12 protein-coding genes and 1 pseudogene are annotated in these 13,588 nt (G+C 30.7%); 7 read left to right on the top strand and 6 right to left on the bottom strand.

Annotated features, from left to right (window positions below; translation table 11 throughout):
• On the top strand, positions 1 to 828 hold an 828-nt coding region (gene era / locus FWJ34_RS07065; RefSeq protein WP_308254621.1), incomplete at its 5' end, for a GTPase Era.
• Positions 829 to 859: 31 nt separating this feature from the next.
• Here era and FWJ34_RS07060 read toward each other — a convergent pair.
• Positions 860 to 2,074 (bottom strand): hypothetical protein, encoded by a 1,215-nt coding sequence (locus tag FWJ34_RS07060; RefSeq protein ID WP_308254620.1) that lies wholly within the window; start codon positions 2,072 to 2,074, stop codon positions 860 to 862.
• A 491-nt stretch (positions 2,075 to 2,565) separates the two neighbouring features.
• Between FWJ34_RS07060 and FWJ34_RS07055 the strand changes: the two are divergent.
• Positions 2,566 to 3,376, top strand: a pseudogene (locus tag FWJ34_RS07055) (TPM domain-containing protein).
• Between the two features lie 164 nt (positions 3,377 to 3,540).
• Positions 3,541 to 4,170, top strand: coding sequence for a precorrin-8X methylmutase (locus tag FWJ34_RS07050; protein WP_308254619.1), 630 nt, complete (start codon positions 3,541 to 3,543; stop codon positions 4,168 to 4,170).
• Positions 4,171 to 4,264: 94 nt separating this feature from the next.
• Here the strand turns inward: FWJ34_RS07050 and accB are convergent, their stop codons facing one another.
• The gene (accB, locus tag FWJ34_RS07045) at positions 4,265 to 4,762 is read right to left on the bottom strand and encodes an acetyl-CoA carboxylase biotin carboxyl carrier protein (RefSeq protein WP_308254618.1); all 498 of its coding nucleotides are present in this window, start codon (positions 4,760 to 4,762) and stop codon (positions 4,265 to 4,267) included.
• Between the two features lie 104 nt (positions 4,763 to 4,866).
• A complete protein-coding gene (efp, locus tag FWJ34_RS07040) occupies positions 4,867 to 5,424 on the bottom strand; it encodes an elongation factor P (protein WP_308254617.1) in 558 nt (185 codons plus the stop codon).
• Positions 5,425 to 5,864: 440 nt separating this feature from the next.
• Here efp and trpC point away from each other — a divergent pair, with 440 nt between their 5' ends.
• From trpC to FWJ34_RS07020, 4 genes are all read left to right on the top strand, one after another.
• The gene (trpC, locus tag FWJ34_RS07035; RefSeq protein WP_308254616.1) at positions 5,865 to 6,752 is read left to right on the top strand and encodes an indole-3-glycerol phosphate synthase TrpC; all 888 of its coding nucleotides are present in this window, start codon (positions 5,865 to 5,867) and stop codon (positions 6,750 to 6,752) included.
• A gap of 47 nt (positions 6,753 to 6,799) precedes the next feature.
• The gene (locus tag FWJ34_RS07030) at positions 6,800 to 7,492 is read left to right on the top strand and encodes a TIGR04283 family arsenosugar biosynthesis glycosyltransferase (protein ID WP_308254615.1); all 693 of its coding nucleotides are present in this window, start codon (positions 6,800 to 6,802) and stop codon (positions 7,490 to 7,492) included.
• Positions 7,493 to 7,526: 34 nt separating this feature from the next.
• Positions 7,527 to 9,923 carry a SpoIIE family protein phosphatase gene (locus FWJ34_RS07025; protein ID WP_308254614.1) on the top strand — a complete coding sequence of 799 codons (2,397 nt, stop codon included), beginning with the start codon at positions 7,527 to 7,529 and terminating at the stop codon, positions 9,921 to 9,923.
• Positions 9,924 to 10,001: 78 nt separating this feature from the next.
• Complete coding sequence (locus FWJ34_RS07020; protein ID WP_308254613.1) at positions 10,002 to 10,370, top strand: STAS domain-containing protein; 369 nt, start codon at positions 10,002 to 10,004, stop codon at positions 10,368 to 10,370.
• On the opposite strand, the gene dndD is transcribed toward FWJ34_RS07020, so the two are convergent.
• The 3 genes from dndD to nuoK form a co-directional block, all read right to left on the bottom strand.
• Entirely contained in the window at positions 10,367 to 12,349 is a 1,983-nt protein-coding gene (gene dndD, locus FWJ34_RS07015; RefSeq protein WP_308254612.1) for a DNA sulfur modification protein DndD, read from the bottom strand. The genes FWJ34_RS07020 and dndD overlap by 4 nt on opposite strands.
• A gap of 22 nt (positions 12,350 to 12,371) precedes the next feature.
• Positions 12,372 to 12,884, bottom strand: a complete 513-nt coding sequence (locus FWJ34_RS07010; RefSeq protein WP_308254611.1) for a DUF2808 domain-containing protein — start codon at positions 12,882 to 12,884, stop codon at positions 12,372 to 12,374.
• Positions 12,885 to 13,260: 376 nt separating this feature from the next.
• Positions 13,261 to 13,566, bottom strand: a complete 306-nt coding sequence (gene nuoK / locus FWJ34_RS07005; RefSeq protein ID WP_308254623.1) for an NADH-quinone oxidoreductase subunit NuoK — start codon at positions 13,564 to 13,566, stop codon at positions 13,261 to 13,263.
• Between the last annotated feature and the right edge of the window lie 22 nt (positions 13,567 to 13,588).

Raw genomic sequence — 13,588 nt, 5'->3', positions numbered from 1 at the left:
AATCGACTAGTGGGCGAAAAAATTGCTATAACTTCTCCCGTACCACAAACTACCCGCAACCGTTTACGAGGCATTTTAACCACCCCAAAAGCACAAATTATTTTTGTTGATACCCCAGGTATTCATAAACCACACCATGAATTAGGTAAAGTTTTAGTGCAAAATGCCGTTTCTGCCATTAATAATGTCGATGTAGTTTTATTTGTCGTAGATTCTTCTTCCCCTGCTGGAGGAGGCGATCGTTATATTGCAGATTTATTACAAAATTGTCAAACACCTATCATATTAGGCTTAAATAAGACAGATTTACAAGGAGAAAAAAAGCAAAAATTAAGAGAAAGTTATCAAGAAATTTGTCAAGAAAATTGGCAGATGATAGAATTTTCAGCAGTAACTGGGGAAGGCTTAGATAATTTACAAGAAAAATTAATCACAAAATTAGACTTTGGTCCTTATTATTATCCTCCTGATTTAATCACAGATCAACCCGAAAGGTTTATTATTGGTGAATTAATTAGAGAACAAATTTTATTACTGACGAAAGAAGAAATACCCCATTCTGTTGCCGTCACAGTAGAAAAAATGGAAGAAGACACAAAACTAACTAAAATTTATGCTGCCATCAGTGTAGAAAGAAATTCTCAAAAATCTATTCTGATTGGACAAAAAGGGAGTATGTTAAAAGAAATTGGTACTGCTTCCCGTCAACAAATGCAGAAATTATTAAGCGGTAAAGTCTATTTAGAATTATTTGTTAAAGTTGAACCAAAATGGCGACAATCTCGGTTAAGATTAGCTGAATTTGGTTATCAAATTGATAAGAATTAGGAATTAGATATAGCTAATTTTGCCAAGATTTTTATTCAAGATAATTAGATAAAATCCTTACCATTGTATAGAAGAAAAAAGTAGGAATTATCCAAATAAAAAATTCTTTAATTCTAAAACCTATTGTGGTATTTTTAAAGATTAAATAACGATAAATATAATTTAATAAATAAGGTAAAAAAAGAAGGTTAAAAAGAATAGACATTATCATAATATTTTTATCATCAGCGTAATATTCATAATAATTAGTTTCTCTTAAAAAGATTTGCGTAAATGCAATTAAATTTAAACCAATTAGATAAAAACTGAATAAAGGTAAATTGGCAATAATAGGAAGAATAATCAAGGAAGGATTAATATTTATACAAATTGTATAAAAAATCAACCAGAGAATCATCCTCCCGAAACAGTAAAGCATTTCCTTACGGAAAATATTAATACTTTTTCTTAAACTGCGGATAAAATTAAATTCTTCTTTAATAGTAATGCCGAATAATTTAGTTAAATTTGGCTTAATTTTTTGATGTATTTTACTAGGTACTTTTCCTGATGATATTTGATAAAAAAATATTGCTAAAATTAAAGATTTATCACCTAATTGACTTAATAATTTTGCTAAAACTTTATATTTAGGAATAACAGGCGGATTTTTTTTATCTCGGATTTTTTGATATTCTTCATAGGGAAAAAGATTAAAGTTATTAGAAGTATCAGGAAATTGTGACATAAAAGCTAATTGATTTTCTAGGGATATTCTTACTTGATTCTGATAGACTTTTCCCCATAAACTTTCTGGAGACTGTAATAACCAAATAACAAAAGATAATAAATCAGGTTTTTCAATTAACTCTAATAAAATTAACTGTACTCCTATTGCTAAATTATTTTTAATAAAAGGAGTATTTTGTGATAAAAATTTCGTCAAACTTTCTTGAAAATCCCCAGATAATTGATAATGATTTCGATTTTTGCTTTTTCTATTATTTAACCACTCTAAAAACTCCAATAAACTTTCAGGAAGAATAATCGCTCTCAAAGTTAATAATCGCACCATTTCTGATGTATAAATAGCTTGTTTTAAAGCCATTTGAGTATTATTCCCATTCAAATATTTTTCATAAATTTGACTATATATTTCAGGATTTGCTAAAGCATTTTCAAGGATTAAAATATGCTCTTGTTTTAAACTTACCCTTCTCGTTAAACCTTTGATAGCAGTGTTTATTTCTTGTTCAATTTCACTCATTTAATTGATTTAAGCACTCGACGCATTTAACTTACCGTTTTTATTAATTCCTAACAAGAGGTTTAAACCCCTTACCTTGACTCAAACGTTTATCTGTTGCCTTTTCCAAATCCGCTCTTCCCTACCCTAAAGTGTCAACTTAGATGCAAACCAATTTATGAGATTAATATTAGTTATTTAATGGCTGTATTGCCTCAACTATATCTTGATTACTAGCACCTAAAGAAAACATTGTTTTGAGAATTAAATTAACAGAAACTGATGTATAAGCCTCTATTTTTGCGACTCTGGATTGAGATGATTTTATTTGCTTTGTTAAAGATTCTTGAGGGTGTCTATCCCTATTTCCTACCTCAACCTAAAATTTTATATCGAATTGAGGTTAAATAAAAAACTTCTCGTTGGTTTTAGTTATTAGGTTAAAATAAAAGTTAACATTTGTAACGAAAATTAAAAAACTCTTATTAAAATATTATTTATAACTGAATATTATGCAAAATCGTCTAATCCATAAAGCTATTATTGCCTTTGTCATTGGTTTAATCAGTATTTCTTCTTGGCTGTTTAGCCCTTATTCTTCAGCAGAGGCTGTTAATAACCCGGAGTTGTTACCAGCAAGAAGCCACTCCTGTTGTTGATTTAGCGAATTATTTACCAACATTACAAGAAGAATCATTAATCAAACAAATTGAAGATTTTGAACAACAAACCGGCTGGAAATTAAGAATTTTAACCCAATATGATCAATCTCCGGGCAGGGCTGTGATTAAATTTTGGGATTTGGATGATCAAAGTATTCTCTTAGTCGCTGATGGTAGAGGTGGAAATTTACTCGCTTTTAGCGTTGGTGATAACGTTTATAAATTGCTTCCTCGTACTTTTTGGATTGAATTACAAACTAGATTCGGAAATATGTATTATGTTCGTGAGAATGGCGAGAATAACTCCATCGCTGAATCATTAAATACGGTAAAAAATTGTTTAGCCAAAGGTGGTTGTTCTGTCGTACCCGGATTACCTCAAGAGCAATGGATTTTAACTTTAGTCACTTCTGTTGTCGGTGGTATCATCTTTGGAATCGCAGGACATCCCCGTAAACCCGGACAAATTTTTGCATGGCAATGGGTATTAATTATTTCACCTTTATGGGGCATTCTCTTTTTTGCTTTCGGTATGGGGCCTGTTGTTACTCGTACCACTGAATGGTTGCCTATATTCCGGAATGTTATTGGTTTTGCTTTAGGTGCATTAGTTGCCTATTTTTCTCCTTTACTCAATCAACAAACTCCCTATGAAACTTAATGTATATCAAGAATTTAGAATTTAGAATTTAGAATTTAGAATTTAGCCATTGCCTATTACCCATTGCTTACCCTTACCACTTATACTTTTTAACGCCCCTCTACTTAATAATTTTTAGTTTTGTCAATTTATGACAAAAGCCCCTTATGGAGAAAATAAAACTAATGGAATGGAATTTATTAACAGCTCAAAATTTAGCTATTATCGATCAAGAAGTTAGTAGAGGTAATTTCTCCCCTGCCGAATATGAGATTATACGTCGAATTATTTATGTTAGTGGCGATTTTGACTATTATTCTTTAATTAGTTTTACTGGTAACGCTTTAAAATCAGGGGCGGCCGCTTTATCTGCAAGAGTGCCTATTCTTGTGGATACTCCTATTATTCAAACCGGAATTATTCCTTTATTACAAACAACTTTTCTGAATCCTGTTTATTGTATAAACGAAAATTCTACAACCCTTTGTTTTGATCTCAAAAATTCTTTAATATTACCCACTTTGGCTAATCGTTATCCTTCTGCTATTTATATTATTGGTCAAAATCAGATTATCTTAACTTCTTTGTTAGATTTAATTCCCTCACAGGAAATACAACCAAGTTTGATTATTACTACCGCTTCAGGTTTTATCCATAAGGAAGCCATTAATCTCAAACTCAGAGATTCTTCCATTTCTCACATCAGAATTGATAGTTGTAAAGGAGGTGCTAATTTAGCTATTGCTATATTTAATGGTTTAATCGATTTAGCATGGAATGCCAAACAATTAGAAATTAGAGAAATTAAGAATTAGAAATTACAGCTAAAATACCCATATCACCTTCATCACTTATTACTTATTCTCCTAGTTTCCTCTTCTCCTCGTCTTAAGAGTCTCCTCAAATAACTTAACTTGGTGCTACCCAAAGTAAAGTTTGTCCATATTCCACCGGTTCACCATTCTCCACTACAATCTCCATTACTTGCCCTGATACTTCCGCTTCAATTTCATTCATTAGTTTCATCGCTTCAATAATACAAACAAGGTGACCATTAGAATTGCGATCGCCAACTTCTACAAAAGGAGCTTCTCCAGGAGCTGATGCACGGTAAAATGTTCCTACCATCGGCGAAGTAATTTCTACCCAATTATCAGTTTTTTTGACAGGGGCTGATTTTTCAGGAGGTATATTTGGTTTAGCCTCTATTTCTACAGGTTTTGTAATTTCTACCGCCGGTATTGCCACAGGAGTTGGTTGAGATATTGTATAAGTAGTATTACTGGTGTGAAGATTCGTTTTTTGAAGTGTTAGTTCAAAATCTCCTTCCTTAATCGCTAATTCAGTGATGTCTGTTTTGGCGATCGCCTCGATAAATTCTTGTAGTTGAATAAAATCTATTGACACTTTAATATAATATATATAAATAATTAATCATATGAGAATAATTGACAATTGACAATTAACCATTAACAATTGACAATTAATTTTGCCTTTTCCCTACAGTAAAGTTATTCTCTCCCTAAATAACTACCATTTCTAGTATCAACCTTAATTTTTTCCCCGATAGAGACAAATAAAGGCACCATAATTTGTGCTCCCGTTTCTACTATGGCAGGTTTTGTACCTCCTGTTGCCGTATCTCCTTTTACACCCGGATCTGTTTCAACAACTTCTAATACTACTGTGGTAGGAAGCTCAATATCTAATACTGTTGTATTCCAAAACAAAATATTAACTTCCATTTCCTCTTTTAAAAATTTTGCGCGATCGCCAACCTGATCTTCGCTTAAACGCACTTCCTCAAAAGTTTCCATATCCATAAACACAAATTGATCACCATCTTTGTAAGTATGTTGCATTGTATTTTTTTCGAGATTTGCTTGAGGTACTGTTTCCCCAGCACGGAAAGTTTTTTCCATCACACTACCACTTTGAGCATTTTTTAGTTTAGTGCGCACAAAAGCTGAGCCTTTTCCTGGTTTTACGTGCAAAAATTCTACTACTCGCCAAACACTGCCATCTAATTCAATACTTACACCGGGTCGAAAATCGTTACTTGAAATCATATAAGTTTATACTCTTAAATCTTTTTTCTAATGCCGAGACATACTAGGTACAAAACACCAACACCATATTCTCTTAAAATGGCACTCATGACAAGTAGCAATAGACATAAGAGTTTTATAAGTGAGTGAGTGAAATTAATTGATGCCCTTTATTTTTCTCAAACAAGAGGTAACAATGGGTAACAAGGGGTTTAAACCCCTTGCCTAAATTGCGTCTATACAATTAATTTTGCATGAGTACTTAATTTTATTGTTAGTGCAAAATTTAAGTAAAATATGAATAGTTCCATAAATTAATTAATTTATCTATCTATCTATCTATTTATCTATTTATCTATTTATCTATTTATCTATTTATCTATTTATCTATTTATCTATTTATCTATTTATCTATTTATCTATTTATCTATTTATCTATTTATCTATTTATCTATTTATTTATGAAAATTCGTCGTCAACAACCTTCCCCTAGTGTAGCCGTAGAAAGTCTCCGTTATCAAGTTACTTTACCTGATAGTGAACCCAGAAATATTTTAGAGAAAATTGTTTGGCATAAAGAAAAAGAAGTCGCCAAAATGCGCGATCGCCTTTCTTTATTAGATTTGCGTCAAAAAGTTGCCGAATTATCTTCTTTTCCCCTAGATTTTGTTTCAGCTTTAAGTAATTCAAAAAAAAAACCTGCTTTAATTGCTGAAGTTAAAAAAGCATCCCCTAGTAAAGGAATAATTAAACTAAATTTTGATCCTATTACCATTGCAAAATCTTATGAAAAAGGAGGAGCAAATTGTTTATCAGTATTAACAGATGAAGAATTTTTTCAAGGCAGTTTTGAAAATTTGGCAAAAATTAGATCAGCCGTCAAAACACCCTTATTATGTAAAGAATTTATTATTTATCCCTATCAAATTTATTTAGCTAGACTTAACGGTGCAGATGCTGTTTTATTAATTGCCTCAATTTTAACAGATAATGATTTAAGATACTTTTTAAAGATAATTCATAGTTTAAAAATGACAGCTTTAATCGAAGTTCACACCTTAGAAGAATTAGATCGAGTTTTAACCATTGATGAAGTAAAATTAATTGGTATTAATAATCGCAATTTAGAAAACTTTACTGTGACTTTAAACACCACTAAAGAAATTTTATCTGCTAGAAAAGAAACTATCTTAAATAGGGAAATTATCATAGTTAGTGAATCAGGATTATATACTAAAAATGACTTAGATTTTGTTACTAATGCCGGAGCAAATGCAGTTTTAATTGGTGAATCTTTAATCAAACAAGATGATTTGGAATTAGCAATACATAATCTTTATACTATATAAATAACGTGGGCAATGCCCACCCTACTAATTATCTTTAATTAACTATCATGATTGGTAATTATAAAATTAGTGTTATTATTCCTGTTATCAATGAAGAAAAAAATTTACCAACATTATTACTGAATCTTCAAAGAAAGTTAGACGTAGAATTTATTTTTGTCGATGGTGGTAGTAATGATAACACCGTTAATTTAATTAAAAATGCCGGTTTTAAAATAATTTTATCTCCTATTTTACGCCGTAGTTATCAAATGAATTTAGGTGCTAAACAGGCACAAAGTAATATTTTATTATTCCTTCATGGAGATACTATTCTTTCTAATAATTATGACGAAACTATTATTAACATCTTGGAAAAAAATAACTTCGTTGCCGGTGCTTTTAAGTTAAAAATTGATAGCCAAAAACCTATTTTTAGAGTCATTGAAACTCTTGTTAATTGGAGATCGCAATACTTATTATTACCCTATGGAGATCAAGGAATCTTTATCAAAAAAGAAATATTTGAAAGTATAAAAGGTTATCAAGATTTAGCGATAATGGAAGATTTCGACTTAATTAAAAGACTCAAAAAAAAAGGAAAAATTTATATTGCAAATGCTTCCGTTACCACTTCTGCTAGACGATGGGAAAAACTAGGAATTTTCAAAACAACCCTAATCAATCAATTAGTTATTCTTGGTTATTATCTCAAAATAAAACCCGAAAAGTTAGCCCTTTTTTATCGTCAAATTAAATAAATAAATTCTCCATAACCAAAAAATCACCTTAAATATGCCCAAATTACCCCAGTTTCAATTTAAAAGCATAACTCATCGCCTTATTTTTGGTTGTGTTATTGCCGGTTTATTTATCTATAGCGGATCTTACTGGCATATGCGCAAAGTAGTTCAGTTAGGAGTAGTGACATGGATGATGGATGTTGCCCAATCACGTATTGATGCTGTCACCGTTGAAATTGAAGGAATTGTGCGATCACTTGAACAAAATACCGATTCAATTATTAAGTCAAACCAATCCACCGAAAAGGTTACTAATCAAAACAAGATATTATTAATACAAACATTAATACAACAACAACCATTAATCAAAGCTGTTGCCGTTGGGAGTTTATCCAAAGAAGATCAAATCATTAATTCTTCTGAATTATTGGGTTTCAATACTAATACTTTAGGTAAAAAGCAGGTAATGAAAGAGGTTGAGATTAAAAATTTACTTAATTATTGCCAAAATAATTCAAAAACACCTCTACCTTTTTGGTCGAATACTGATCAAGAAAAATCCTTAAGTAAATTCCCGAAGATAATTTATTGTACTTCTTTTGGTCAAGAAAAAGTAACCCAAAATTTATTAGCCATGGAAGTAACTTTAGATTGGCTCAAACCATTAGTAACTCGTAAACTTTATTTAGAAGACAAAGTAAATCATTTTTCGATGGGAGAACCTTTTGTGATTAATTTAGCAACTAAGCAATGGCTAGTAACTCCTTCAGAAACCATACGATCGCTCACTTGGTTTTCTCAAAAATATACTACGATACCTGAGTTTCAGTCTAAAGATAAGATTAATAAAAATAGTTCAAATCCTCAAATTTTTACTGACTTTCAAGGCACTCTCATTTTTAGTATCTTACCTGAAACTGATTGGGGTTTGGGTATTGCTTTTCCCGAGACACAAATGAAAAAATTTCGCCAAAATTATCTTTGGATCATGATTATTTCTATGATGAAAGATCTGATCCTTATTTGTTTAGCAATTATGCTCATTTCTCGCCAAACAACTCGTTCCCTAAGAGCTTTAATTCTTAGCACTGAAAATATTGCTCAAGGTAATCTTAATACAATATTACCTGTTACTAATCAACGAGATGAAGTAGGAAGACTTACTGCAGCTTTTCATCATATGCGTGATGCCTTAAAAACCTATATTAAGGAATTACAAAAAACTACTGCCACTCAACAAAAAATGGAATCTGAACTTTCCATCGCAGCTCAAATTCAACGTTCCATGATACCTCGTATTGAAGTTATAGATGGTTCTAATCAACACTATGAAATTTCAGCTTTATTTCAGCCAGCGAGGTTAGTTGGAGGAGATCTCTATGATTTCTTTTCTCTCAATAGCGATCAAACAGATCCGCACAGTAACCGTCTTTGTTTAATTATTGGTGACGTAGCTGATAAAGGTGTCCCCGCCGCATTATTGATGGCACGAACAGTTAGTTTTATTCGTACCATAACCAAAAGCACCAGTACCCCAGAAATGATTTTAAAAGCTGTCAATCATGAACTTTGTATCGATAATGAAGAATGCTTATTTGTAACTTTGTTTTGTGCTGTGCTAGACTTACAAACAGGAATCTTAAATTATGCTAGTGCCGGTCATGATGCCCCCTTATTGTTACGAGAAGGAAAAGTTCACTTTTTAGATTTAGAAACTGGGCCTCCCTTAGGATTAGAAGAAGATGCTTTTTTTGTCCAACAAGAGTACTTATTAAAGCCGAATGATTTAATTGTACTTTACACTGATGGTATTACCGAGGCGATGAATGTACAAGGAGATATGTTTTCCGAAGAGCGATTAATTAATGCGATTACAAATAGTTTATTATATAATCCTGCTAGAGTAATCCACACAATTCAATACTTTCATCAGCAATTTATTAATAATGCTTCACAATCAGATGATCTAACTTTGCTAGTACTTCAATATCAACCTTTAAGTTCTTTTTATCAGGAGATGAATATTTTGGAATGGACAATTACAATTAATAATGAATTAACTGAATTAGAAAGAGTCAAGCCTCATTTAGGTAAAATTTTGAGAGGAGAATCTTTAACCGTAGAATCTATCGAAGATACTCAACTAATTGTAGAAGAAATATTAGTTAATATTATTAACTATGGCGGTGATCATCAAAGTAAATATTCCATTGATTTACAAATTAAAATAGGAGATCAATCTCTGATTCTCATTTTTCAAGATAGCGGTAAACCTTTTAACCCTCTGACAGAAATTGAGGCCCCTGATTTATCCATGAATGACGAAGAGCGCGAACAAGGAGGGCTTGGTTTTTATTTAGTAAGAGAGTTAGTAGATCAAATAGACTATACTTATGCTCAAGGCAAAAATATTTTAACTATTTATAAAACTATCACAAAAAAAATGTAAATTGAATATTGCCTAAAAAAGAATTTACTCCTGAAATTAATAACCTCAAAAATTTTTAACTATTTAATCACAAAAAAGATGAAACTAAAAATTCAAACAAAATTTACTGGACTAACAACTATGTATCTGATTCTTGATGGAGAACTAGATACGAATACCGCATCAGATCTAGATCAATTAATTATTAAACTTGATAATCGTATCACAAATCTTGTTTTTGATCTTCAGAAACTCAATTTTATCTCCAGTGCTGGTTTACGAATTTTTGCCAAAGCCCGAAAAATTATGAAATCAAGACAAGGACAAATTTGTTTTATTAATCTTACTCCTCAAGTGAAGAAAGTTTTTAACATTGTCAAAGCAGTACCAATTTCTGAGGTTTTTCAGAGTACAGAAGAACTTGATGCTTATTTAATGAAAATGCAAAACAAAAATATTGACCATTAAAAAAAATAACCAGATTTAACCCTTGTTTGATTAGTTTTACTATCATAATCTAAAAGATACTCTCTAGCGATCGCTTGTTTTTCTCGTAAAAAATTAACCTCAGATTTGCCAATTTCCGTGTCAGTAGAAAGCAAAATCACCTGATGAGAAGCGGTGGGAAAATAACGCTCAATTAAATTATAGCGATGAGAAGAATCCAAACGTCCAAGAGGAGTATCAATAGCGATAGGTAAATTTTTCCCTGAAACCCTTGCCAATCCCCATAATAACGCAATGGCTAATAATTGTTTCTCCCCTGCCGATAAACGATTTTTAGGAATCACTAAACCCTGATGATCATATATACTTAGAGCAAAACTATCCGCATCAATAGCCACTTTCGCCACAAAATGGGATTTATGGAGTAGATAACGAAAACAATTTGTTACCTCCAATTCTAATTTATTTAACTTTCTTAAAGTCAACTTATGTTTAAATAAACTTAAAGTTTGCTTAACTTTTGGCATCATTTCAACAATATGTTGTACCTGCAAATTTTTTAAATTATTTTCACCATAATTACTAAGTTTTTTTCTGACATCAGCAATTTTCTTTTCCACTGCATTTAAAGTTTGTTTAATTGTTTCACACTTAATTTTTATCTGAATTAAAGCCTTTTCTTCATTTCGATATTCTCGCTCTAAATTTTTGTAGGCTTCAGGAGAATCAACACGAATAATAGTTTCTTCAATCATAATTAATTGATTTTCTAACTGTGCTAATTTACTTAACTTTTCTTGTACTTGAACTTGTTGAGTTGGTAATAAATTTTGTAAAATATTATCAAGTTTTGGTAAAGTAACATCCTCTGCATTCAGGTAAATTTTATCACCCTTTAGCTGTTGTTGTAAAAATAAACTTTCTGACTGTAAAAAATCTTTAATTTGACTATATTTATAGTTATCAATATCTAAATTTTGTAAAAATGATAATAATTTTTGATCTTTTTCTTCCCATAAACCTTGAGCATTTTTTATTTTCAATAATTTTGATTCTTCCTGAAGTTCAATTTTTAAACTATTTAATAAATCAGTAATTAAAATTAAAGGAAAACTTTGACTAGCTAAATATCTTAATTCGGAATAAATATTTTCAATCTCATTTTCTAAAGACTTTTGTTTATCATGTAACTTATATTTTTCAGCCGCAACTTTCCCCCCTTCATTTTTTAGATTATTAGAAGCCTGAAGATAACTTTTATTAGCTAATTTAAGATTTTTTTCTTGAATACTTAACTCTTCTAATAACGTCTTTTTTTGTTCTTCTAAGACTAATAATTCTCCTTCTAAATCAAGAAAATTTTGATCAGCAATTTCTTGATCTGATATTTTATCTTTTCGATTAATTAAAACATCTAAATCAAGGATTAATTTATCAGCTAACTCTAATCCTAATAAAGACTTCATCGCTTCTTTAACTGCATTAGTAGGTAAATCTTGTTCAGCTAATTCTTTAACTTGTTCACCATCAAATAAAAAGAGATTAGAAATACCTAAAGGCAAAAAATTTTCTACATATTCATCCCAATTTTCTGTTAAATTTACATCGGGAAACTCCCCTTCAATAACACCTAAATTATCCTTCCCATCTTTAACATTTTTTTCCCAATATCGAACAATTTTTAACTCTATCCATTCATCATTAACGATATGCTCAAAACTTAACTCGATTCTCGTTTTTTCTCCCAGAGAAATTTGATTATTAACACACTGAATTAAAAAATCATTATAACTTAAATTTTCTCGATTAGAACAATCAGATCTTTTACCATAAAGTGCCAAACGAATACTATCCATTAAAGTTGTTTTGCCACCACCATTCATACCACCAAATAAAACTATTGGGGCATTATCTAATCCTTTTTCAGGGATTAAATTAATAATATTTTTACCTTTATAAGGACCAAAATTTTCTAAAACTAATTCTTTAAAAATCATCATGTAAAATTATAATTTAAGGTATTTAAAACCTTCCTCCACGCATATCAAAATGAAACCTACCAATACCTAAATATAAACTCTGAGGATTATTTCCTTCCGGATAAATAGTAACACCAAATTGATATATTCCACCATAGAGAGGATTTCGGGCACGAATAGTTAATCTAAGTTTTTCCCCCGGTTTTGCCGGTTGTAACAAATTAATAATAATTTCATTTTTGTCATTAGTAACATTTAAAGTACTATTAACATCAAGAGATTGTTTATTTTGAGTAAGAATAAAAACCCTAGTATCATCAGGGAAAAAAGTAATAGTTTCAAAATTCTTTTGTTGATTAATAACTATTTTTTGTACATTATTGCCTACATTTTCAGGAATTTCAATTTCAAAAATATATGTAGAGACAACATCAGGCAAAGTAAAAGTTGCTACACTTCTAGTTAAACGAGGAGAAGCACGAAAAAAATTAATTTCTGTAGCCGATACTGATGCTAATGTAAGTGGTAAAAATCTTTTATTTGTGGTATTTACCAATGAATTTAATACAATAAATATTAGTAAATTAGAAGACAAAAAAGAGTAATTTTTAATTTTCAAAAACTGTGTAATAACCTGAAAAATTTTCATTTTTGCTAACTTATTAATTATCTCTGCCTTCTTGAATCGTTAATTGTTAATTATATAGTTAGGGGGTGCGTCAAAAAGTGTTTTGGTAAGGATAGGGAATGGGCACTCTTGCAATGGATAAAGATGCACAGGGCAATCGACAATGGGCAATTAACAATTAACAATTTATTTGGGCAATGGCTAAATTTCCTTATTCTAAATTCTAAATTCTTAGAGCAATGTATTATGTCCAAACCATTAATTTTAATAGCTTTATAATTCCCAACCGCAACCCCTAGTTAGTTTACCATTTAAGAAGGTTAAAACGTTCCATATCAATAGTGTCACGATTACGATAAATAGCCAAAATAATAGCTAAACCTACGGCAGCCTCTGCCGCGGCAATAGTAATGACAAATACCGCAAAAACTTGCCCTTTAATTTCCCCCGGATCTAAATAGTTAGAAAATCCCATTAAATTAAGATTAACAGCATTTAGTAACAATTCGATCGACATTAAAACTCTTACTGCATTACGACTGGTAACTAAACCAAAAATACCGATACAAAATAAAGCCGCCGCTAAAATCAAAAAATATTCTAATTGAATGTCCATAGTTATTGTTTATATT

It is taken from the genome of Geminocystis sp. GBBB08 (genome assembly GCF_016743215.1).
Classification (GTDB): domain Bacteria; phylum Cyanobacteriota; class Cyanobacteriia; order Cyanobacteriales; family Cyanobacteriaceae; genus Geminocystis.
Note: the sequence above shows the minus strand (reverse complement) of the source record. Positions and strands in the feature narration are given on the sequence as shown.

Bases quoted from the DNA above. Each gene is read 5' to 3' on its own strand.
- trpC (WP_308254616.1), top strand. From the start codon at position 5,865: ATGAAAATTCGTCGTCAACAACCTTCCCCTAGTGTAGCCGTAGAAAGT.
- FWJ34_RS07030 (WP_308254615.1), top strand. From the start codon at position 6,800: ATGATTGGTAATTATAAAATTAGTGTTATTATTCCTGTTATCAATGAA.
- FWJ34_RS07050 (WP_308254619.1), top strand. From the start codon at position 3,541: ATGGAATGGAATTTATTAACAGCTCAAAATTTAGCTATTATCGATCAA.
- FWJ34_RS07020 (WP_308254613.1), top strand. From the start codon at position 10,002: ATGAAACTAAAAATTCAAACAAAATTTACTGGACTAACAACTATGTAT.
- dndD (WP_308254612.1), bottom strand. From the start codon at position 12,349: ATGATGATTTTTAAAGAATTAGTTTTAGAAAATTTTGGTCCTTATAAA.
- efp (WP_308254617.1), bottom strand. From the start codon at position 5,424: ATGATTTCAAGTAACGATTTTCGACCCGGTGTAAGTATTGAATTAGAT.
- FWJ34_RS07060 (WP_308254620.1), bottom strand. From the start codon at position 2,074: ATGAGTGAAATTGAACAAGAAATAAACACTGCTATCAAAGGTTTAACG.
- FWJ34_RS07025 (WP_308254614.1), top strand. From the start codon at position 7,527: ATGCCCAAATTACCCCAGTTTCAATTTAAAAGCATAACTCATCGCCTT.